This is a genomic window from Blautia hominis (assembly GCA_002270465.1).
GTDB lineage: Bacteria > Bacillota > Clostridia > Lachnospirales > Lachnospiraceae > Blautia > Blautia hominis.
The window spans coordinates 1-22,130 of sequence record NQOF01000004.1 but is presented as its reverse complement, the minus strand read 5'-3'; the positions used below and the strand labels follow the sequence as shown (position 1 = coordinate 22,130).

At 44.0% G+C, this 22,130-nt stretch carries 20 protein-coding genes and 1 tRNA gene; 9 read left to right on the top strand and 12 right to left on the bottom strand.

Translation table 11 applies throughout. The features are described from left to right. Positions 1-12: 12 nt before the first annotated feature. The 10 genes from CI595_RS14565 to rpmH all read right to left on the bottom strand — a co-directional run bounded on the left by CI595_RS14565 (position 13) and on the right by rpmH (position 10,324). Positions 13-1,767, bottom strand: coding sequence for a cobaltochelatase CobT-related protein (locus tag CI595_RS14565; RefSeq protein WP_095174371.1), 1,755 nt, complete (start codon positions 1,765-1,767; stop codon positions 13-15). Between the two features lie 216 nt (positions 1,768-1,983). Next, on the bottom strand, positions 1,984-2,871 hold the full coding sequence (locus CI595_RS14555; protein ID WP_095174369.1) for an AAA family ATPase: 888 nt from the start codon (positions 2,869-2,871) through the stop codon (positions 1,984-1,986). Between the two features lie 10 nt (positions 2,872-2,881). Continuing rightward, positions 2,882-3,631: a 16S rRNA (guanine(527)-N(7))-methyltransferase RsmG gene (gene rsmG, locus CI595_RS14550; protein ID WP_095174368.1), complete on the bottom strand. Its 750-nt coding sequence runs from the start codon at positions 3,629-3,631 to the stop codon at positions 2,882-2,884. Then, a complete protein-coding gene (gene mnmG / locus CI595_RS14545) occupies positions 3,628-5,532 on the bottom strand; it encodes a tRNA uridine-5-carboxymethylaminomethyl(34) synthesis enzyme MnmG (protein WP_095174367.1) in 1,905 nt (634 codons plus the stop codon). Before mnmG ends, rsmG begins: the two co-directional genes overlap by 4 nt. A 163-nt stretch (positions 5,533-5,695) precedes the next feature. Beyond that, a complete protein-coding gene (gene mnmE / locus CI595_RS14540) occupies positions 5,696-7,069 on the bottom strand; it encodes a tRNA uridine-5-carboxymethylaminomethyl(34) synthesis GTPase MnmE (protein WP_095174366.1) in 1,374 nt (457 codons plus the stop codon). A gap of 146 nt (positions 7,070-7,215) precedes the next feature. Beyond that, positions 7,216-8,049 (bottom strand): RNA-binding cell elongation regulator Jag/EloR, encoded by an 834-nt coding sequence (jag, locus tag CI595_RS14535; RefSeq protein WP_095174365.1) that lies wholly within the window; start codon positions 8,047-8,049, stop codon positions 7,216-7,218. Between the two features lie 18 nt (positions 8,050-8,067). Further along, complete coding sequence (locus CI595_RS14530; RefSeq protein WP_095174364.1) at positions 8,068-9,339, bottom strand: YidC/Oxa1 family membrane protein insertase; 1,272 nt, start codon at positions 9,337-9,339, stop codon at positions 8,068-8,070. A 106-nt stretch (positions 9,340-9,445) separates the two neighbouring features. Further along, entirely contained in the window at positions 9,446-9,655 is a 210-nt protein-coding gene (gene yidD, locus CI595_RS14525) for a membrane protein insertion efficiency factor YidD (RefSeq protein ID WP_095174363.1), read from the bottom strand. After that, complete coding sequence (gene rnpA / locus CI595_RS14520) at positions 9,636-9,998, bottom strand: ribonuclease P protein component (protein ID WP_095174362.1); 363 nt, start codon at positions 9,996-9,998, stop codon at positions 9,636-9,638. Before rnpA ends, yidD begins: the two co-directional genes overlap by 20 nt. Before the next feature lie 191 nt (positions 9,999-10,189). Then, positions 10,190-10,324, bottom strand: coding sequence for a 50S ribosomal protein L34 (gene rpmH, locus CI595_RS14515; RefSeq protein WP_095174361.1), 135 nt, complete (start codon positions 10,322-10,324; stop codon positions 10,190-10,192). Between the two features lie 734 nt (positions 10,325-11,058). Here rpmH and dnaA point away from each other — a divergent pair. The 7 genes from dnaA to CI595_RS14480 all read left to right on the top strand — a co-directional run bounded on the left by dnaA (position 11,059) and on the right by CI595_RS14480 (position 20,522). Then, complete coding sequence (gene dnaA / locus CI595_RS14510; RefSeq protein ID WP_065543891.1) at positions 11,059-12,414, top strand: chromosomal replication initiator protein DnaA; 1,356 nt, start codon at positions 11,059-11,061, stop codon at positions 12,412-12,414. Positions 12,415-12,724: 310 nt separating this feature from the next. Further along, positions 12,725-13,837 carry a DNA polymerase III subunit beta gene (gene dnaN / locus CI595_RS14505; protein WP_095174360.1) on the top strand — a complete coding sequence of 371 codons (1,113 nt, stop codon included), beginning with the start codon at positions 12,725-12,727 and terminating at the stop codon, positions 13,835-13,837. Between the two features lie 32 nt (positions 13,838-13,869). Further along, entirely contained in the window at positions 13,870-14,079 is a 210-nt protein-coding gene (locus CI595_RS14500) for an RNA-binding S4 domain-containing protein (RefSeq protein ID WP_065543889.1), read from the top strand. Between the two features lie 61 nt (positions 14,080-14,140). Continuing rightward, complete coding sequence (gene recF, locus CI595_RS14495; protein WP_095174359.1) at positions 14,141-15,220, top strand: DNA replication/repair protein RecF; 1,080 nt, start codon at positions 14,141-14,143, stop codon at positions 15,218-15,220. A gap of 50 nt (positions 15,221-15,270) precedes the next feature. Next, on the top strand, positions 15,271-17,199 hold the full coding sequence (gyrB, locus tag CI595_RS14490; protein ID WP_095174358.1) for a DNA topoisomerase (ATP-hydrolyzing) subunit B: 1,929 nt from the start codon (positions 15,271-15,273) through the stop codon (positions 17,197-17,199). Between the two features lie 229 nt (positions 17,200-17,428). Continuing rightward, the gene (gene gyrA, locus CI595_RS14485) at positions 17,429-19,933 is read left to right on the top strand and encodes a DNA gyrase subunit A (protein WP_095174357.1); all 2,505 of its coding nucleotides are present in this window, start codon (positions 17,429-17,431) and stop codon (positions 19,931-19,933) included. A 1-nt stretch (position 19,934) separates the two neighbouring features. After that, positions 19,935-20,522, top strand: a complete 588-nt coding sequence (locus CI595_RS14480) for an LptM family lipoprotein (RefSeq protein WP_095174356.1) — start codon at positions 19,935-19,937, stop codon at positions 20,520-20,522. A 113-nt stretch (positions 20,523-20,635) separates the two neighbouring features. Here the strand turns inward: CI595_RS14480 and CI595_RS27360 are convergent, their stop codons facing one another. Then, on the bottom strand, positions 20,636-20,731 hold the full coding sequence (locus CI595_RS27360; protein WP_408608203.1) for a DUF6783 domain-containing protein: 96 nt from the start codon (positions 20,729-20,731) through the stop codon (positions 20,636-20,638). Between the two features lie 96 nt (positions 20,732-20,827). Between CI595_RS27360 and CI595_RS14475 the strand changes: the two genes are divergently transcribed. Beyond that, entirely contained in the window at positions 20,828-21,544 is a 717-nt protein-coding gene (locus tag CI595_RS14475; protein WP_095174355.1) for a lysophospholipid acyltransferase family protein, read from the top strand. An 83-nt stretch (positions 21,545-21,627) separates the two neighbouring features. Then, positions 21,628-21,715 (top strand) — tRNA-Ser (locus CI595_RS14470). On the opposite strand, the gene CI595_RS26445 is transcribed toward CI595_RS14470, so the two are convergent. Next, on the bottom strand, positions 21,697-22,130 hold a 434-nt coding region (locus tag CI595_RS26445), incomplete at its 5' end, for a hypothetical protein (protein ID WP_205728118.1). The genes CI595_RS14470 and CI595_RS26445 overlap by 19 nt on opposite strands.

Genomic DNA, 22,130 nt, shown 5'->3' with positions numbered 1-22,130 from the left:
CCCGCTACCCTTTTACACATCCAGCAGCTGCCTTTTCAGATACCTCCCCACCACATTAGCAAAATTACTAATATCCCGTATATAAGCAAAATCCTTCCCAAATATCTTCTTCTCCGCCTGCAGATCCTCTTCCTCCCCCGCAAAAACTCCAAGCACCGCAACCCTCTTATTCCTCAGTTTCCGGACCTCCGTAGCGGTATCCCTCACGGCAAACTCCGTGCAATAAGCCTCTTTCTTCCTATCCCGCAGACTTCCCGCGATCACATCATTGGGACGTCCGTCACTGAGCACGATCAATATCTTATTCTCTTCCTTACGTTTTTCCAGACTATCTGCTGCCGCCCGCACAGCCAGCCCGTCCCGGTTATTGGCAGACCCGTAAAACTCAAAGATCCTCTCATTTGCAGCCCTGTCATCCTCATAATCCCTGAACCGCTGCATGATGGTGAAATCCCCAAATGTACAAAACCCCATAACCCTCTGGGGAATCCTGACTATACTCAGTGCCTCACTGATAATATACCCCTGAAGCGCCACAAGAGCCTGTCTGCCCTGCTGGGAGCCGCTGGCATCAATTAATACCTCCACCACAAAATCCGTGTTATCCCGTATGATTTCCCGCTCAAACAGCCTTCTGTTGTCTGTGCGCCCCAGATTCCAAAGCTTTTGCGCACAAATATTTCCATACTCACTGGACACCACTTCCTTTTCATTTCTGGTCAGAAGCGCCCGTTTCAGTGTATTTGCCAACATTTGTACATTCTGTCTGGTCACCATTTGGTTTAGATTCAGCACTTTGAGGTTTTCATCCCTGACCTTTTTTACATATTCCGCCTTCGCGCTCTCCTGCAGATTCCCGTGCAGAAGACCGTCTGTAAAATGCAGCCGGCTGTCCTCATGATTTCCTCTGCATATCTGGCTGTTCTGATGCTTCTGTTCCTGTACGGTAAGATAACTCTTTCCATAATTACGTTCCACATACTCTTCCATCCGGGAGGACGATTCCTCATCCAGCACGATCACATTTGCCTTGTGCCGGCTCACCAAATCTTCCTCCTCCATCAGCTCATCCGTAAAAAGATTTACCTTATGCTCATCCTGACTCTCCTCAGATTCCTCATCCAGATATTCTTTATCCGTATACTCTTTATTCTCTTCGCCGGAATCCATAAGCTCCTGGCTGAGCCCTTTAAACTTTTTCGTAAACCCCTTTGCGTATGCCCTTTCATATACCGCGCTGAGGCAGTCCGTGATCTGTGAAGTACGCTCCGCATCTTCCAGCGTACCTATAAGGCCGATCAATCCCTGATTCCTCTCATCCGCCTCTGTCCCATCCAGCATAAACCGCAGATAACAAGCCTCCACATGGCCCCAATCCGTATGTGTAAGCCTCATGCCGTCCTTTTCCAGCGTATCCCTCATGGCTCTTCTCCGTATGGAGGCCACACCGCGCCGCTCTTTTTCCAGCTTCTTATAAACAGCACAGTCTATGCACAGCCTTCCCAACGCCAGGAGTACAGAAGGCTCCCATCCCGCATACACTCTTTTTGTTATGTAAGCCTCATACTCCTCCACATTGAAATACCGGGCAAATCCACCATCCCGTACAGCATCATAAAAGGCAATGTATTTTGATTTCTGCCAGGCCTCCTGGTCTACCTCAATGTCCAGCTCATAGTCCTGGCTGACCGTCCACATCAGGTTCCTGATCCTGTTCCGGATATCCAGACGGTTTGCCTCTGCTTCCCATCTCTCTTCATTTTCCATAAAGTACATCTCCTTTGATGAAGCAGCCGAAACGCTTCGGCCAGGCTAAAATGTTACTATTCACAGCCCTGCAAAAAACGCAGTTCTGTAAACAGTAACACGCTTTGCGATGCACAGATATGGAGCATTCTGCCCCATATCGCGCTGGCTGCCTCGGGATTTTCATGCGCAAGCGCATAAAAACACCTCGCGGGATAGCAGCCGTGAATAGTAACGCTAAAATACATCGCTGCGGGTCCACTCCTCAGGTATGCGGGTCATGACAATATCAGCGATCAGTTCTCTCTCAAATGCGTCAAAACATTTATCCGTGATTCCCATATCAATGGCATCAACCGGGTTAAGGCCGCCCTTTATCAGCTTCAGTGCCCCAATCAAACCCCGCATATCCACCGCTTTTGTTGAAATCTCTCCATTTTTCGCCTTGAGCTGCAGATCCAGGAAAAGCCCGGTAAACTGTTCAAGTGCGGCGTCCTTTAGATCAGGAAATGCGCTTCTCAATATTCCCATGAGCCTGTCCTCCGTCATAGAGGGCATATTGATCACCATAAACCTGGAAACCAAGGCCTCGTTCAGTTCCTTTGTCCCTGCATACCCATAATTCATGGTGGCTATAAAACGTGTGGCCGGGTCAAGGTCAATCTTGTCATATCCCGGCACGTCGATCACCCTCCTGTAATCCAGCGTTGCGTGAAGGACTGACACCGCATCATTTTTTGCCATATTGATTTCATCCAGTATCCCAAAACCTCCATACCTGGCACACTGGTAAATAGGACCTTTTCTCAGCTTTACCTCATTGCCCACAAAGGTATCCGTACCGATCAAAGTGCTGCTGTCCGTATTCACATGAAAGGAAACATTATAGAGCGGCCTGCCGAAGATCCATGCCAGGTTTTCAGCCAGTACATTTTTTCCTGTGGCCTTATCACCGCAGAGAAGCACATTTTCCCCCTCCAAAATGGCAGTCACGGCCTTCTCCAGGATCTCCTCCCCAAAGAAAGGCATGGAAGGCTCTGTGATCCTGTTTTTCACCTTGTCCGCAACAGGATATTCTTTCTTAAACAGTTCTACTCTCTTTTTCAGGCTTTCTTTTAATTCCATTCTGCTCACCTCACAAAATAGGCTCCTTCGCCGGGGTACCCGCTTTCCGCGGATATCTTTTCGGTGTAGGCTTTGCCTTCTGAATCACCACAAGGGAACGCTCCATATCCGTACCCGGAAGGAGAAATTCTTCTGTCTTCTCCACCTTTCCCCCAAGCACGAAAACCGCCTTTTTCCCTTCCAAAAGTTCCTCTTGCACCTTGCCTGACTTATAAGCCACAAAGAAGCCGCCCTGCTTCACATAAGGCATACAATACTCACTGATGGTACATAACCTGGCAACTGCCCTGGTCACACTCAGATCATACTGCTCCCTGTGCTCCTGCCTTCTTGCTCCATCCTCCGCACGTCCATGAACCGTGTGTATGCCTTCAAGTCCCAGTTCACCTATGACAGCATCCAGGAATTTAAGACGTTTGTTCAGGGAATCCAGAAGTGTTACCTGAAGATGGGGAAACATGATCTTGAGGGGGATCCCGGGAAATCCCGCCCCTGTTCCCACATCTATGCAGGATCTTATATTCTCCATATCCAGCGCTTTTACAATGGAAAGGCTGTCCACAAAATGTTTGTTCAAAACCTCCCCAAATTCCGTGATTCCTGTCAGGTTCATGACTTTATTCCATTCCACCAACATCTCATAATAGCGCACAAACTGCTGCTTCTGCCCATCTGTAAGCGTAAGGCCAAATTCCTGTAAGCCGTCCTCCAAAATGTCCAGACAATACGTCTCCTGTACCTGATTTGTCACTTCACTCATACATCCGCCTCCTTATGCACTCCGCCTCTCCTGTAAGATTCCATATATACAAGAAGTACCGATATATCTGCAGGGGATACGCCGGCGATCCTGGATGCCTGCCCAACCGAAACCGGACGGTATTCCTTTAACTTCTGTTTTGCCTCGATCCTCAGCCCGTTTACCCCGTCATAATCCAAATCCTCAGGAAGACGTTTTGTCTCCAATTTTTTAAACTGCTCCACCTGCTTTAACTGCCTGCGGATATATCCGTCGTACTTAATATTGATATTTACCTGCTCCGCCACATCCTGGGGAAGCTGCGGCCTTTTTTTATCCAGAGGAGCAAGGATCCCGTAGGAAAGCTCCGGACGGCGGATCAGCTCTGCCAGAGAAGAACCATTTTTCAACAGCGTACTGCCGTAAGATTCCAGAAGCTCCTGCACTTCTTTGGATGCACCCACGAAGGTATTTTCCACACGAGCAGATTCCTCCTCTATCTTCTGTTTCTTCCAGAGTACATATTCATACTCCTTTTCGCTCACCAATCCCACCTTATATCCTTTTTCCCTGAGGCGCAGGTCTGCATTATCCTGCCTTAAAAGCAGCCTGTACTCGGCACGGCTTGTCATCATCCTGTACGGCTCATGGTTTTCCTTTGTCACCAGATCATCAATGAGAACCCCTATATAGGATTCAGAGCGGTCCAGGATCAGCATATCCCGGCCCAGCACTTCCATAGCTGCATTGATCCCGGCCACAAGCCCCTGGGCTGCTGCCTCCTCATAGCCGGAACTGCCGTTGAACTGCCCGCCTGAGAAAAGCCCTTTTATCTCCTTGAACTCCAGGGTTGGATAAAGCTGCCTTGCGTTGATACAGTCGTACTCAATGGCATAGGCATTTCTCACAATCTTCGCCTGTTCCAGTCCCGGTACCGAGCGATACATTTCATGCTGCACATCCTCGGGCAGGGAACTGGACATTCCGCCCACGTACATCTCATTGGTATAAAGTCCTTCCGGTTCCAGAAATACCTGGTGCCTGTTCTTGTCCGCAAACTTTACCACCTTATCCTCAATAGAAGGACAATACCTGGGTCCTGTGCCCTCGATCATACCAGAATACAGAGGCGAACGGTCCAGGTTGTTTTTAATGATCTCATGTGTCTTTTCATTGGTGTAAGTAAGCCAGCAGGACGCCTGTTCGATCTGCACATCCTCAGGATCTGTGGAGAAAGAAAAGGGAACCACTCTCTCATCCCCAAACTGCTCCTCCATTTTTGAAAAATCAATGCTTCTCTTATCAATTCTGGCGGGTGTCCCTGTCTTAAACCGATACATCTCAACTCCCAGCTTTTTCAGGGAATCTGTCAGGTAATTGGCAGCCTGAAGACCGTTTGGCCCTGTATAGCTGCTCACATCACCGTAAATGCATCTGGCTTTCAGATAAGTTCCTGTACAGAGCACCACTGCCTTTGTCAGATAAGTGGCACCTGAATAAGTTTTTACGCCTTTGATCTTATGTTCATCAGCAAGGATTTCCGTTACCTCAGCCTGCTTTACGGTCAGATGTTCCGTATTTTCCAATACCCTTCGCATACGCCTGGTGTACTCCTGCTTATCCGCCTGGGCACGCAGGGAGTGGACAGCCGGTCCCTTGGATACATTGAGCATCTTTGACTGGATAAAGGTTTTGTCAATATTTTTTCCCATCTCACCGCCAAGGGCATCAATCTCTCTCACCAGATGGCCTTTGGAACTTCCGCCTATGTTTGGGTTGCAGGGCATCAGCGCAATGCTGTCCACACTAACGGTAAACATAATGGTATCCAGACCAAGCCTTGCACAGGCCAGCGCTGCCTCACAGCCGGCATGACCGGCGCCAACTATGGCTACATCATAATTCTCAACCAGATTATTCATTCTAATGGCTTCCTTTCCCGTAACTATTCAGAAGGTCTGTGCATTTACTGAACTGAACAGTTACTCTTTCTCAAAATCTATTCACATGAACCTTTTGTATTTAACCCGTTATCCACATTTTCTTCTGTTTTCCTCTGTTTTTGTGGATAACACCGCCGGATTTCTATTTTCCTGTGCAGAACTTTGAAAATATTTCATTCACCAGGTCTTCTCCAACAGACTCCCCTATAATACTGCCCAGACTCTCATAAGCATTCATAAGGTCAATAGAAAAGAAATCCTCAGGCATCTGCATAGCAATACTGTTTTCCACCAGTTCAAGACTTTTCTTTGCGTCCTCCAAAGCCGTCTTGTGACGGATATTTGTGATATACACCTCATCGTTAAAGGACAGCTCCCCCTCAAAGAACATATCCTTGATCTGCTTCTCCAGCACATCAATCCCTTGCTCCTCCTTGGCGGAGACCGGTATCACCGGATGGTTCATCCGCATTCTGAGACTTTCCTCTGTGACTACGGTCTCTAAGTCCGTCTTATTCAGAAGGATCACAGCCTTTTTATCCTCCAGCATAGAAATGATCTCCTCATCATTCTCATCCAGCGGTATAGAAGAATCCACCACGTAAAGGATCAGATCCGCATCTTTTGCATATTCTTTTGCTCTCCCCACACCAATCTGCTCCACCCGGTCTTCTGTATCCCTGATCCCCGCAGTATCTATCATGCGGAGGGAAATCCCGTGCAGTACAATGGTCTCCTCCAGAATATCTCTGGTGGTTCCCGCAATATCCGTTACAATGGCCCTCTCTTCTCCCACCAGAAGGTTCATAAGGGAAGATTTCCCCGCATTGGGCTTGCCCACAATAACGGTCTTGATCCCTTCCTTCATCATTTTTCCTTCTCCGGCAGTTTCCAGCAGCCTTTCAATCCTGGATTTCTGTACCGACACCTCTTTTTCCAGGGCTTCCCCATACCCGTCTATACTGATATGCTCCGGGTCATCCAAAGCAGACTCTATATAAGCGATCTGATAAATGATACGCTCTCTGATCTCTCTGATCACCTTCTGTACAGAACCCTTCAGCTGGTTCAGGGAACTTTTCAGCGCATACTCATTTTTGGCATTGATGACATCAATTACCGCCTCTGCCTGGGACAAGTCAATTCTTCCGTTTAAGAATGCCCTTTTAGTATATTCTCCCGGCTCTGCCGGACGGGCACCGTATTTGATCACAGTCTCCAACACCCTTTTCATAGCCAGAACGCCGCCATGACAGTCTATTTCTACTGTATCTTCGCCTGTATAACTTTTTGGACCGTCCATGAGCATGACCAGCACCTCGTCAATCTCCTCCTCCCCATCATAGATAAATCCGTAATGGATGGTGTGGGACGGCTCCTTCTCGATCTGTTTTCTGCCCCCTTTAGAACGGTAAACCTTCTGTACGATCTTACGGCTTTCGGGACCGCTCATGCGGATGATCCCAATTCCCGACGCGGTCATAGCTGTGGCAATTGCTGCGATGGTATCAGCCATTTTTCTCAACTCCTCTGATTCTAACTCAACTTTAACACAGGTAACGTAAACTTATAGTCAAAAAAATATTCCAGGCAAAAGCGCAGAGAAAAAAATTCTCCATTATTCACGCTTTCACCTAGAATAATCATAATTCATTGTATATATTATTTTTTCAGCTTTACAACCACATGGCGGTAAGGTTCATTTCCCTCACTGTAAGTCTCCACGTAACGGTTGCCCTGCAATGCAGAATGGATGATCCTTCTCTCATAGGGATTCATAGGCTCCAGAGATACAGGTTTTCTGGTCTTTCTGACTTTGTAGGCAATGCTCTTTGCCAGATTTTCCAGAGTCTCTTTTCTCCTGTTTCTGTAATCCTCCGTATCCAGCTTCACACGGATATATCCCTGTCTTCCCTTGTTCACAACAAGGCTTGTGAGATACTGCAGAGAATCTAATGTCTGTCCTCTCTTGCCGATAAGAATGCCCATATCCTCACCTAAAAATTCAATTTCCAGGTTGCCTTCCGCACTCTTATACTCCATCTTGATCTCAACTTCAAGCTCCATGGCCTTGAACACGCCATTTAAGAACTTCTCCGCATCAGCTTTTACGGCTGCGATCTCTTCTTCTGTTCTCTCAACGACCTTCCGCTCTTCGTGCTGCGGTTTTACATCCTCTTTGGGAGCCTCTGTTCTTCTTACTTCCTTTTTCGGTTCCCTCTTAGGCTCTCTTTTCGGCTCGTTCTTAAACTCTTTTCTTACTTCTTTTCTCTCTTCTTTTACCGGAACAGCCTCTTCAATTACTGGTTCTTCTGGTAAGGATACTTCTTTTCTGCGTACATTGATCCTGGCCGGTTTGGCTCCGAATCCTAAAAATCCTGAACTGCCTTCAAATAAAACCTGAATCTCCAGATTTTCACTGGAAGTCTCAAAATCCAGACAAGCTTTTGTGATCGCTTCGTCTACAGTTTTTGCAGAAAATTCTTTGAATTCCATACTTCTTCCCCCTTACCGCTACTTCTTCTTAGATTTGTTTTTCTGATCAAATTGAGCAACCATATTTGCCTTTGAAGCCAGGCTTCCCGGTTTTGCGTTCTGTACATTCTTATAGTATTCTGTAGATTTCTGAACTGCAGCATTTCTATCCTCAGCAGTGGTTTTCTTTGGCTCCTCGATGTTTTTTACATTCATCTTGGCCTGCTGAGTGATCTTCTGCGGCGGAAGACCTGCTTTTGCACGCTTTTTAGCCATCTTCTCCTGGTTCTTTTTGATAAAATCGTCCATATTCATATTGTCCAGATGTCTGTTGATGACAAGCTGCTGAACACAACGGATCACAGAACCGGCAATCCAGTAGATACCGATACCTACAGGGAATGAGAAACAGATAAAGGCAGAGAACAGAGGCATGAAGGTGTTCATACCCTTCATAGTGGCATTCATCTGGCTGTTTGTGTCATCTGTTGCTGCTGTTGGCATTAACTTTAAGTTCAGCATCTGAGTCAGCCAGGATAATACGGGGATCATGATCGCCGCAACGATCAGAAGATAAGTATGCTCACTCCATCCTGTCTTGATCAGGGAAAGCGGTGTATCCGCAATATTCAGACCCAGGAAATTCTGCATGGGATGAATCTTATTGGCAGTTTCGCTTAATGTCTGGGCAAAACCGCTGAACTTGTCCACATCACCCAATTCTGACCACTGGGAGGGTGACAGGCTGTATAAAAAGTCGATTACATGGTTATCATTGATACCCTTGCCGTTGGTTGGCCAGCTGTAACTTCTGATTCCATGATCTTTAATAAAATCGCTGATAATTCCCACATATCCGTCAACACTTGTAATTTTTACAACTGCTGCATCAAACATGTGTTTGATTCCTCCGATATAACCGGGCATCTTGATGATAACCTGGTATAATGCGAAGAAGATTGGCATCTGAATAACCATCTGCAGACAGCTTCCGGTGGGAGATACTCCGTACTTTTCATATACGGCCATAGTCTCTTCCTGCATCTTCATCTGTGAGTTCTGGTCTTTTTTGCCTTTATATTTCTTACTGATCTTCTGTAATTCCGGGGACATGACGGCATTCATCTTAGAGAACTTCTGCTGCTTGATCTGCAGCGGCGTCATGAACATATAAATGATAATGGTAAATAAAATAATACAGAGGCCAAGATTTGTGACCCCGATACTGTAAATGCCGTTCATCAGCCAGCCCATTACCTCAGCCACCCATTTTACAATCGGCATTGTACTCTTTGTTAGCAACGCAACCAAAATATTTTCCTCCTTATAGCCGGTTTGTCACCTTCATCTCTCAAGCATACCGCCTTTATAACAAAACGGCGGTGCATAATTATCTCCTAACAAGATAAAACAATACTTATGGTACCGGATCGTATCCGCCTTTTGAAAATGGATTACATCTTAAAATTCTCCAGCAAGCCAATAAACTACCTTTTACTGCACCATATTTCTCAATTGCTTCTAATCCATACTGAGAACACGTGGGTATATAGGGACAACGGGTTCTCTTTAACGGGGATAAATATTTCTGATAAAGCCGAATCATCTTAATCAATATTGTTTTCATTCTCTTCACTTCTTATGGTCTTTGTTAACTTACCTAAATGCAAAAGCGCACTCTCCATGGAATGGAATCCCTGATCCTTTCCATTTACCCTGACTACTACAACAATATCATATCCGCACTTGAATTTTTCTTCGTTCAATCGGTAGCTCTCTCTGAGAAGCCTGGTCAAATGATGTCTTACGACACTGTTTCCTACCTTTTTACTTACGGATATACCAATTCTGTTCTTGTCCAACTGGTTCTTTAATACATACATAACTAAATATCGATTTGCAAATGATGTTCCCTTTTTATAAACCAGCTGAAAATCTCTGTTTTTCTTTAACGATTCCGAATATTTCATAAACCATCCTTTAATGAAAGAAGAGGTAACTATTCAATCAGGTCCGCGCATTCTCTGCGCTGACCGTACATAAGAGTTACGGCATACGGTATGGGCCCCATCGCGCAGCGATCTCAATGGGCGAATACCCGTAATTATCCAGGCAGCTGAATAATTACAAAAAGAGAAGAAAAGACCACATATCTGCGGTCTTAAGCTGATAATCTTTTTCTTCCTTTTAATCTTCTTGCAGCTAAAACTTTTCTTCCGGCCTTAGTGCTCATTCTCGCTCTGAAGCCATGAACTTTAGCTCTGCTTCTCTTTTTTGGCTGAAATGTCATTTTCATATTCCAGGCACCTCCTTTAAACCAAATATCTATCTATTATTCAGATAGTATTCCTATGATTATGCATGATAGAAAACATCATTTCAATTATATTCGGAAACCCCTGATTCGTCAAGATATATTTTATTTTTTTATTTAAATATATTTATCACGAAAATAAGCCGAAATCCGTGTATTCACCTGTTTTCCACATTCCGGTTTTCTGCTCTGTGGAAAGAGTTCCCGGGACGCTGGCCCTAAAATGATTATCCCCACAGTTATTCACACGATTCTAGTTTACGTAATGTTATCCACAAATTGTGGATAACTTGTGGATAACTTTTCCGTTTTCCCCACACTTTTTTGCCCTTTTCGACAAAAAAACCTTAATTTATCACGGTTTTCGCCATGTGGAAGATGTAAATGGAGTTATACACATTTCTCACATCTTCCTTTTTCCACAATGTTTTTAACTTTGTAATCCTCATTTTCCACACAGTATTATCCACATTATTAACATAACCTTGTGGATTTCTGTTTAGAATTATTTTTTCATTGCTAAAAATTCTATTTTATTATAATATATAGATAATAATACGTTTTTTTGCAATAGAAAGTCCGCAGGCGCGTACTTTCTATTGTTGTGTGCTTTGAAACAAGGGAAAAAAGAACGTCTTTTTCAACATGATCATCAATTCCTCTCCATATTCCACAAATTTGGAAAGGAAATGCGAAAACAAACGGGAGAATTCAAAATGCATTTAATACAGGAAAAATGGACAGACATATTAAATATGATAAAAACGGAGCATCAGTTATCTGATGTCTCTTTTAATACCTGGCTGAAATCCCTGACAGTCCACAAAGTGGAAGGGGATACCGTTACCATCATAGTCCCCACAGGCCAGATTGGCATTAATTATATTGCCAACAAATATCTTCTTCCATTAAAAGTGGCAATTGCCGAAACTGCGGGAGAAGACTATGAAATTGCTTTGATCTTACCGGATGACGTGCCGCCAGAAACGGCGGATACCCCCGTATCATCCGCTGCCGTGAATGAAAGTATTGAAAAAGCCAACTTAAACCCTAAGTATACCTTTGACACATTTGTAGTCGGAAGCAATAACAAACTGGCACACGCAGCTTCCGTTGCAGTAGCGGAATCTCCCGGCGAGGTGTATAATCCTCTCTTTATATATGGAGGAGTTGGTCTGGGGAAAACCCATCTTATGCATTCCATCGCACATTTTGTGCTTCAGAAAAGACCGCAGTCCAAGGTACTGTATGTGACCAGTGAATATTTTACCAATGAACTGATTGAATCAATCCGTAACGGCAATAATACAACTATGTCCAAGTTTCGTGAGAAATACCGGAATATAGATGTACTTTTGATCGACGATATACAGTTTATTATAGGAAAGGAATCCACCCAGGAAGAATTTTTCCACACCTTCAATGCTCTCCACGGAGCGAAAAAACAGATTATCATATCCTCGGATAAGCCTCCCAAAGATATGGAAATCCTGGAGGACCGGCTCCGTTCCCGATTTGAATGGGGATTGATCGTGGACATCTCCTCACCTGATTTTGAAACTCGAATGGCGATCCTTAGAAAAAAAGAGGAACTGGACGGCTATCAGATTGATGATCAGGTCATTGAATATATTGCGCAGAACGTAAAGTCAAATATCCGTGAGCTGGAGGGTTCCCTGAATAAGATCATGGCATATGCAAATCTGGAGAACCGGGAGATCAACCTGGCTCTGGCGGAAAAAGTATTGAAAGATATCATATCGCCAAACCAGAAAAGGACCATAACACCGGAACTCATTATTAATATAGTAGCAGAACACTTTGATCTCACTCCCTCTGACCTGACCGGAAACAAGAGGAGTTCCAAAATTGCATATCCTAGACAGATTGTCATGTACCTGTGCCGCCAGATGACAGAGACCACCCTGAAAATCATCGGTGACAGCCTGGGCGGACGAGACCATACGACCATCATGAGCGGCATTAATAAAATAGAGCGGGAAGTTGAGGAGAACGACGACACAAGAGAGATCATTGATATATTGAAGAAAAAAATCAATCCTGCCAAGTGATCCTCAAGCTATACACACACATTTTCCTGCAGTATCTGATTATCCACAACCTTAGGTGAATATAAAGTGACTTACATGTGGATAAGTGTTGATAACGTGAACCCCGTTTTTTACCGGTGATTCTATCAACAGCTTATTCACTTTAACTTCAGCTTTAACCCACAAAGTTATCCATACTATGAAAGCCGCAAATTATGCGGGTTTCGAGGGTTATTCACAAATTCACATCCCCTAAGGCTACGACTGCGGATTCCTTAACATTATTTTATAGATAAAGCCACTTTTGCACAGAAAGGAAGTTATACACATCATGAAATTAATTTGTCCTAAATCAGAATTATTAAAAAGTGTAAATATTGTCATGAAAGCCGTACCGGGTAAAACAACAATGCCCATCCTGGAATGTATTCTTATTGATGCATCAGCCAATGAGATCAAATTTACATCCAACGACATGGAACTGGGAATCGAAACTATTGTTGACGGTACTATAGAAGAAAAAGGTATTATCGCTCTGGATGCCAAGATCTTTTCTGAAATCGTAAGAAAGCTTCCGGATAATGATGTTACCATAACAACAGATGAGAAATTAAACACTCTGATCACTTGCGAAAAAGCAAAATTCAATATTCCGGGAAAATCAGGTGAAGACTTTTCTTATCTTCCGTTCATTGAAAAAAATGACTGTGTACGGATTTCACAGTTTACTTTAAAAGAAATTATCCGTCAGACTATCTTTTCCATAGCAGCAAACGAGAACAATAAACTGATGACAGGTGAACTTTTTCAGATTGAAAACAATATGCTGCGTGTGGTTTCCCTTGACGGACACCGTATTTCTATCAGAAAAATTGCTCTGAAAGAAGAGTGCGCAGACAAGAAGGTGGTTGTTCCCGGTAAGACACTGAATGAGATTAGTAAGATTTTATCCGGTGAAATGGAAGATATGGTAGAAATCTATCTTGCGGAAAACCATATCTTGTTTGAATTTGATAATACCAAGGTAGTATCCCGTCTCATCGAGGGCGATTACTTTAAGATTGACCAGATGTTGTCCAGTGACTACGAAACAAAAGTCAAGATCAATAAACGTGAATTTTTAGACTGTATTGACAGAGCAACCCTTCTTGTAAAAGAGGGAGATAAAAAACCCATTATCATTCATATTGAGGATGGATCCATGGAACTGCGCATTGATTCTCAGATCGGTTCCATGAAAGAGGACATTGATATTGAAAAAGAGGGAAAAGATATTCTCATTGGTTTCAATCCGAAATTTTTGATTGATGCACTGAAGGTAATTGATGATGAGGAAGTCTGTATTTACCTGATGAATCCCAAAGCGCCCTGCTTTATCCGGGATGAGGAAGAACAGTATATCTATCTGATCCTTCCTGTTAATTTTAATGCTGTCAGCAGATAAAAACGGGTTTGAAAGCCGTTAGGAGAGAAAAAATGGAAATCATAAAATTAAAAGATGAGTTTATTAAGTTGGGCCAGGCCCTGAAAGCCGCAAATCTTGTGGAGGACGGGGTGGAAGCCAAATATGTGATACAGGACGGTCTTGTAAAAGTCAATGGTGAGACCGATACCAGACGAGGACGCAAACTTTACGATGGGGATCTGGTGGCTTACGACGGTCAGGAGATTAAAATAGTAAAATAATTTTACTATTTCCGTTTCTGTCACGTGAAGTTTTCAGCGAATCCCAACAACAGGTGTTTACATGTATATTGAGTCTATAGAACTGAAGAATTACAGGAATTACAATCTTTTATCCCTGCAGTTTGACAAGGGGACAAATATTCTCTACGGGGATAATGCACAGGGAAAGACCAACATTTTGGAGGCTGTATATCTGTGCGGCACCACAAAATCACACAGAGGCAGTAAGGACAGGGAGATGATCCGGTTTGATCAGGATGAATCCCATATCAGGATGTTTGTAAATAAGGACGGCATATCCCACAAGATTGATATGCATCTGAAAAAAAATAAAGCCAAGGGCATAGCCATTGACGGTATTCCCATCCGAAGGGCCAGTGAGCTGTTCGGAATTGTCAACATTGTATTTTTCTCGCCGGAGGATCTGAATATTATTAAAAACGGTCCCGGTGAGAGGAGAAGATTTATTGATTCCGAGTTATGTCAACTTAATAAAGTGTATTTATCTGATCTATCCAGTTACAACCATGTCCTGAACCAGAGGAACAAGCTGTTAAAGGATATTGGATCCAGCAGCGGCCTGGCTGCCACTCTGGATGTGTGGGATGAACAATTGGTACGTTACGGAAGATCCATCATTGAAAGCCGTCATGAATTTATCCGTGATATAAATGATATAATCGGAGAGATACATAGCAGCATAACAGGCGGAAAAGAAAAGATCGAACTGGTTTACGAACCGAATGTCAGGAGCGAGGAGTTCTATGAACAGTTGGGAAGGAACCGGGAAAAGGATTTCAAATTCAGGAATACATCATCCGGCCCCCACAGGGATGATTTATGTGTTAGAATAAATGAGATTGATATTCGTAAGTTTGGTTCACAGGGACAGCAGCGCACAGCCGCCCTATCCCTGAAGTTATCGGAAATCTATCTGGTGGAGAAAAAGATAAAGGATGTTCCAATCCTTCTTCTGGATGATGTTTTGTCGGAACTGGATGCCAACAGGCAGAATTATCTGCTGGACAGTATCCGGGATGTGCAGACTATGATAACTTGTACAGGTTTGGATGATTTTGTTAACAAAAGATTTGAAATCAATAAATTGTTTAAAGTGGTGGAGGGGACAGTTGCCCCCTGAGACGACCAGCGGAAAACCGGTGAGCATTGCCGGTAAACAGGAGGAAATGCATGAGCACAGAATTTAAAACAGAGTATGGAGCAGATCAGATTCAGATACTTGAGGGACTGGAGGCTGTTAGGAAAAGGCCCGGTATGTATATCGGCAGCACCTCCGCCAGAGGTCTGCACCACCTGGTATATGAGATTGTAGATAATGCGGTGGATGAGGCCCTGGCCGGCTACTGCGACACCATAGAAGTATTTATAAACGAAGACAATTCCATTACTGTTACGGACAATGGCCGCGGTATTCCCGTGGGGATCAACCACAAAGCCGGAATACCGGCTGTGGAAGTTGTTTTTACGATCCTGCATGCCGGGGGTAAGTTCGGCGGCGGGGGATATAAGGTCTCCGGCGGTCTTCACGGTGTTGGTGCATCTGTTGTAAATGCCCTTTCCACATGGCTGGAGGTAACCATTTATCACGAGGGAAAAGTATACCGTCAGCGCTATGAGCGGGGAAAAACCATTTATAAGCTGAAAGTGATCGGGGACTGTGACCCGGATAAGACGGGAACCATGGTCACCTTCCTTCCTGATTCCGAAATCTTTGAGGAGACGGTATTTGATTTCAGTACCCTCAAACACAGATTCCGTGAAATGGCGTTTTTGACAAAAGGCCTGAAGATCGTTGCCGTGGATAAGCGGGATGAGGAGCAAAAGGAAGTCATTTTCCACTATGAAGGCGGTATTAAGGAGTTTGTGCAGTATCTGAACAGAAGTAACTCATCACTTTATGAAGATATTCTATACTTTGATGGAACAAAAGACGGTGTGGTTGTGGAAGTAGCCATGCAGCACAATGATTCCTATACAGAAAATACCTATGGTTTTGTAAATAATATCACGACGCCGGAGGGCGGCACGCATATTGTGGGATTTAGAAATGCCCTTACCAAAACCTTTAACGAATATGCCAGAAAAAATAAGATCTTAAAAGAAAGTGAGTCAAATCTTTCCGGTGAGGATATCCGTGAAGGTCTGACTGCTATTATCAGTGTTAAGATTGAGGACCCACAGTTTGAGGGACAGACAAAACAGAAACTTGGAAACAGTGAGGCCAGGGGGGCTGTTGACAATGTTGTGAGCAGCCAGCTTGAGATCTATCTGGAGCAGAACCCTTCTGTTGCCAAAACGATCATAGAAAAATCCGTACTTTCCCAGCGTGCCAGGGATGCAGCCAGAAAGGCCAGAGAACTGACAAGGAGAAAGTCTGCGCTGGAAGGAATGTCACTTCCGGGAAAACTGGCAGACTGTATGGACAAAGACCCCTCAAAATGTGAGATCTACATCGTAGAGGGAGATTCCGCCGGCGGCTCCGCGAAGACCGCAAGAAGCCGTGCAACACAGGCGATCCTTCCGCTGAGAGGTAAGATCCTCAATGTGGAGAAGGCAAGACTTGACAAAATATACGCGAATGCCGAGATCAAAGCCATGATCACAGCTTTTGGAACCGGAATTCACGAGGATTTTGATATCAGCAAGCTCCGCTATGACAAAATCATCATCATGACCGATGCCGATGTGGACGGTGCCCATATCGCAACTCTTTTGCTGACATTTTTGTACCGGTTCATGCCTGAGCTGATCAAACAGGGCCATGTATACCTGGCGAAGCCGCCGCTGTTTAAGATCGAGAAGAACAAGAAGGTTTTTTATGCCTATTCTGAGAAGGAACAGGATGAGATTCTGGGTGAGATCGGACGTGACGGCAACAACAGGATCCAGCGTTACAAAGGTCTGGGAGAGATGGATGCGGAACAGCTTTGGGAGACGACTATGGACCCGGAACGCAGGATCCTTTTGAGAGTCACCATGGACGAGGAGGCATCATCTGAAATTGATCTGACATTCACCACCCTTATGGGAGATAAGGTGGAACCAAGACGTGAATTCATAGAAGAAAACGCAAAGTATGTTAAAAATCTCGATGTTTAAACAGTAAAGCAGCAGATCGGTTACTATTCACGGCTGCTATCCCGCGAGGTGTTTTTATGCGCTTGCGCATGAAAATCCCGAGGCAGCCAGCGCGATATGGGGCAGAATGCTCCATATCTGTGCATCGCGAAGCGTGTTACTGTTTACAGAACTGCGTTTTTTGCAGGGCTGTGAATAGTAACGCAGATTGAGTTAACGGACGACGGAAGCGGAGTTAAGGAGAAGCTAAATGGAAGATAATATTTTTGATAAAGTCCAGGAAGTGGACTTACAGAAAAAAATGGAGGAGTCCTACATTGAGTATGCCATGAGTGTTATTGCATCCAGGGCACTGCCCGATGTCAGGGACGGTATGAAGCCGGTACAGAGAAGAATTTTGTACTCCATGATAGAATTGAACAACGGTCCGGACAAACCCCACAGGAAATGTGCCCGTATCGTGGGTGATACTATGGGTAAATACCATCCCCACGGTGACAGCTCGATCTACGGAGCTTTAGTCAACATGGCACAGGACTGGTCAACCAGATATCCTCTGGTGGATGGTCATGGAAACTTTGGTTCTGTGGATGGTGACGGAGCCGCTGCCATGCGATATACAGAGGCGCGTCTGAGCAAGATCTCCATGGAAATGCTGGCGGATATTAATAAAAATACAGTTGATTTTGCTCCAAACTTTGATGAGACAGAGAAAGAACCTCTTGTTCTGCCGTCCAGATATCCCAACCTTCTGGTAAACGGTACATCAGGTATCGCAGTAGGTATGGCAACCAATATACCACCCCATAACCTGAGGGAGGTTATCTCTGCTGTAGTAAGGATCATAGACAACATCATTGAGGAGGACAGGGAAACCGAGCTGGAGGAGATCCTGTCTATAATAAAAGGACCTGATTTCCCAACCGGAGCCATGATCCTGGGCACAAGAGGGGTTGAGGAGGCTTACCGCACAGGACGCGGAAAGGTCAAAGTGCGGGCAATTACAGATATAGAGACACTTCCCAACGGCAAGAGCCAGATCATTGTCACAGAGCTGCCTTATATGGTCAATAAAGCCCGTCTGATAGAGAAGATGGCAGAACTTGTAAGGGACAAGAAAATAGACGGAATTACAGCGATCAATGACCATTCCAACAGGGAAGGTATGCGTATCTGTATTGAGCTGAGAAGGGATGCCAATGCCAATGTTATCCTGAACCAGCTCTACAAGCATACTCAGCTTCAGGACACATTCGGTGTTATCATGCTGGCCCTGGTGAATAATGAGCCTAAGGTTATGAACCTTCTGGATATGCTCAGGTATTATCTGCGCCATCAGGAAGAGGTTGTGACCAGAAGGACACAGTATGACCTGAACAAAGCGCAGGAACGTGCACATATCTTGGAGGGTCTGTTAAAAGCCCTGGAACATATTGATGAGGTGATCCGTATCATCCGTGCCTCTAAGACCACACAGGAGGCAAAGGATTCCCTTATGGAGGCATTTGGCTTCTCTGATGCCCAGGCGCAGGCTATTGTAGATATGAGGCTGCGTGCGCTGACCGGTTTGGAGAGAGACCGCCTTCAGGGTGAGTATAATGAACTGATGAAAAAAATCAGGGAGTTAAAGGCTATCCTTGCGGACAGAAACCTTCTGCTGCGTGTTATCCGTGAGGAAATCCTGGGGATATCCGAGAAATATGGAGATGACAGAAGAACCTCTATAGGGTATGATGAGTTTGATATTTCCATGGAAGATCTGATCCCAAAGGAGAATACGGTGATCGCCATGACAAAATTAGGCTACATCAAGCGTATGACCGTTGATAATTTCCGCAGCCAGAATAGGGGCGGCAAGGGAATCAAGGGTATGAGTACCATTGACGATGACTACATTGAAGAACTTTTGATGACAACCACCCATCATTTCCTTATGTTCTTTACAAATATGGGACGGGTTTACCGTATGAAGGCTTATGAGATCCCGGAGGCCAGCAGAACAGCAAGGGGAACTGCCATCATCAATCTGCTTTCCCTGCAGCCCGATGAAAAAATTTCTGCGGTGATCCCTATCAATGAGTTCAAACCGGGAAATTATCTGTTTATGGCAACGAAAAACGGCCTTGTGAAGAAAACGCCTATTGAAGATTACAGCAATGTGCGTAAGACAGGCCTTGCAGCTATTGCCCTGAGAGAGGACGATGAGCTGATTGAAGTGAAATTTACTGATAATAAGAAAGATATCATCCTTATTACAAAATTCGGCCAGTGTATCCGTTTCCACGAGACAGATGTAAGGAGTACCGGGCGTGTGTCCATGGGTGTACGCGGTATTAATCTTCTTGAGGAGGATGAGGTCATTGGTATGCAGCTCAACTGCCAGGGAGATTATCTGCTGATCGTATCTGAACATGGTATGGGCAAGAGAACCTCTGTAGGAGAATTTACCTGTCAGAACAGAGGCGGTAAAGGTGTAAAATGCTATAAGATCACCGAGAAGACAGGAAATGTGATCGGAGTAAAAGCAGTTAATGAGGAAAATGATATCCTTCTGATTACCACAGAGGGAATTGTCATCCGTCTGGAGTGCAGCACAATTTCTATTCTGGGAAGAATAACATCCGGAGTGAAGCTTATGGACCTGAACGAGGGAGTGACGGTGGCCAGCATTGCTAAGGTTAGAGAAAAAGAAGAAAGTGAAGTTGTGGAATCCGCAGAGGCAGATTCCCAGACAGAAGAGAACCAAGGAGAGTAAAATGCGTAGATTAAAAGGGCTTCTATGTTGCGCTCTGGTGATAATGCTTATATTTTCTTTGAGCGGATGCGGCGTTAAGGTAAGCACAAAATCACCGGAGAGTGTTACAAAATCTATTGTAAATGCATATCAGAAAGGGGATACCGAGGCAGCAAAGAAATGCCTCGGCCAGGACCCTGACAAAAAATGTGTGGATGAGATCACGCAGGAAATAAAATATAATATGAAACAGTTTAAGGCCTATGGTGCATCAGAGGTAAACTTCACCAAGTGTGAATCCCTGGGGAATTTTAATGGCTATGACCTGGTTTATGCTATTTACAATCTGGTGAAGAAGGATAAAGATGACAAAAAGTCGGAAGCTCTGGAGATCCCTTCTATGTCCATGTATTTTGTGAAGGAAAAAGATAAAAAATATCATGTGGTGCCTGCAAAAGATGTTACAGATGAAATGAGCAAGATATCCAGTGAAGAGTTTGCAAAGTTCATGAAGACAGAAGAGTATAAGACCTACGAGAAAGATTACAAGAAGTTTATAAGGAAAAACCCGAATTTTGAGGAAGACCTGAAAAAAGAGATGGAAAAATAACAGTAACGATCCAGCAGATCTGCGTACCCATCGGTGAAAGTTCCCTTGGGAAAAAGGTGGAGCAGCAGGCAGGAAATAGACAGCTGGCCATGTATATATGGCCGGCTGTTGTGTTACTGTGTTTGGTTTAGTCTTATTTTAGAAAGGGAAGCAGTAACTCCAGAGTGTGTTTGAAAATTGCTTTCGGCAAGATGTGCGTCACAGTTTATGCTTATTGAGCTCTGCTCAATATACCGCGAAGTGGGCGTGCAGATTTTCGGAATGTGTTTTCAAACACACTCTAATATGTGAGAGGAATTCATATTATGAAAAGAATAATGTTAATGGTCGCATATAATATCCTTCTGGTGCCCTATATGTGGTTCAAACTTTGCTACTATGCCAGTCATGTAGATAAATATACAGAGGAAGAGCGTTATAAGGTACTGCGTTTTATAGACAGCCGTGCGATCAAGGGCGGAAGGGTTACGATCGACGTTCATGGACAGGAGAATATTCCTGAGGAAAATGGATTTATGTTTTTCCCAAATCATCAGGGATTGTTTGATGTGTTGTCTATTATGGCAGCATGCCCAAGGCCTTTTTCTGTTGTGATGAAGAAAGAAATTCAGAATATCCCATTTTTAAAACAGGTATTTGCCTGTATGAAGGCATATGCCATCGACAGGGATGACGTAAAGCAGGCTATGAAAGTTATCATCCAGGTGACAAAAGAGGTGAAAGAGGGCAGAAATTATCTCATATTTGCAGAGGGTACCAGGACAAAGGATCCAAACCATGTACATGAGTTTAAGGGCGGGAGCTTTAAAAGTGCCATGAAGGCAAAGTGTCCGGTTGTCCCTGTAGCGCTGATAGATGCCTATAAACCATTTGATGTGAAATCCATAGAAAAAGTGACCGTACAGGTGCATTTTTTAGAGCCAATCAGCTATGAAGAGTACAAAAATATGAAATCCGTGGAGCTTGCTGCAGAAGTAAAAAGAAGAATTGAAAAAGTTATTGAAAAAAATGAGGAAAAGTGATTGACAAATGTCATTTCATTGGTTATAATAATTTTTGCTCACGTAATTGAGCACAATTGAATAAAAGTAATTATTCAGGCGTTGGAGAAGTACTCAAGTGGCTGAAGAGGCGCCCCTGCTAAGGGTGTAGACGGTTTGCGCCGTGCGAGGGTTCAAATCCCTCCTTCTCCGTTTTCTTTTTCCTTTTTAACAGTGAAAAAGAAGTTAAAAAAGTTGTTGACAGACAATGAAATATGTGATAACATATCAGAGTTGCTGTTAAATGCGATATGGAAACAATTGGTAACGAGTTTTCGTAATATGGAACAGAAACTTCCAAATATTATGAAAAAAGTTAAAAAAGTTGTTGACAAGTCAGAAAAGATATGATAATCTAATATGGCTGTCGCAAAACGACAACATCCAATTGCTGGAAGCCCTTCAAAAAGGCTGACAACAAAAAAGAGTTTGAAAAAACTTAAAAAAGTTCTTGACAAGCCAAAAGAGATATGATAAAATATCAAAGCTGTCAAAAACTGACAGGAACCTTGATAACTGAACAGTGAAACACATGAATCGAAAATTCTTTTACATTCATTAGTAACAA

Excerpts from the sequence above, each read along its gene's own strand:
- yidD (WP_095174363.1), bottom strand. The coding sequence starts at position 9,655 with ATGAAAACAATATTGATTAAGATGATTCGGCTTTATCAGAAATATTTA.
- mnmE (WP_095174366.1), bottom strand. The coding sequence starts at position 7,069 with ATGGCTGATACCATCGCAGCAATTGCCACAGCTATGACCGCGTCGGGA.
- dnaN (WP_095174360.1), top strand. The coding sequence starts at position 12,725 with ATGAAATTAATTTGTCCTAAATCAGAATTATTAAAAAGTGTAAATATT.
- rnpA (WP_095174362.1), bottom strand. The coding sequence starts at position 9,998 with ATGAAATATTCGGAATCGTTAAAGAAAAACAGAGATTTTCAGCTGGTT.
- CI595_RS14500 (WP_065543889.1), top strand. The coding sequence starts at position 13,870 with ATGGAAATCATAAAATTAAAAGATGAGTTTATTAAGTTGGGCCAGGCC.
- mnmG (WP_095174367.1), bottom strand. The coding sequence starts at position 5,532 with ATGAATAATCTGGTTGAGAATTATGATGTAGCCATAGTTGGCGCCGGT.
- CI595_RS14565 (WP_095174371.1), bottom strand. The coding sequence starts at position 1,767 with ATGGAAAATGAAGAGAGATGGGAAGCAGAGGCAAACCGTCTGGATATC.
- recF (WP_095174359.1), top strand. The coding sequence starts at position 14,141 with ATGTATATTGAGTCTATAGAACTGAAGAATTACAGGAATTACAATCTT.
- gyrA (WP_095174357.1), top strand. The coding sequence starts at position 17,429 with ATGGAAGATAATATTTTTGATAAAGTCCAGGAAGTGGACTTACAGAAA.
- rsmG (WP_095174368.1), bottom strand. The coding sequence starts at position 3,631 with ATGAGTGAAGTGACAAATCAGGTACAGGAGACGTATTGTCTGGACATT.
- gyrB (WP_095174358.1), top strand. The coding sequence starts at position 15,271 with ATGAGCACAGAATTTAAAACAGAGTATGGAGCAGATCAGATTCAGATA.
- CI595_RS14555 (WP_095174369.1), bottom strand. The coding sequence starts at position 2,871 with ATGGAATTAAAAGAAAGCCTGAAAAAGAGAGTAGAACTGTTTAAGAAA.
- rpmH (WP_095174361.1), bottom strand. The coding sequence starts at position 10,324 with ATGAAAATGACATTTCAGCCAAAAAAGAGAAGCAGAGCTAAAGTTCAT.
- jag (WP_095174365.1), bottom strand. The coding sequence starts at position 8,049 with ATGGAATTCAAAGAATTTTCTGCAAAAACTGTAGACGAAGCGATCACA.
- dnaA (WP_065543891.1), top strand. The coding sequence starts at position 11,059 with ATGCATTTAATACAGGAAAAATGGACAGACATATTAAATATGATAAAA.
- CI595_RS14480 (WP_095174356.1), top strand. The coding sequence starts at position 19,935 with ATGCGTAGATTAAAAGGGCTTCTATGTTGCGCTCTGGTGATAATGCTT.
- CI595_RS14475 (WP_095174355.1), top strand. The coding sequence starts at position 20,828 with ATGAAAAGAATAATGTTAATGGTCGCATATAATATCCTTCTGGTGCCC.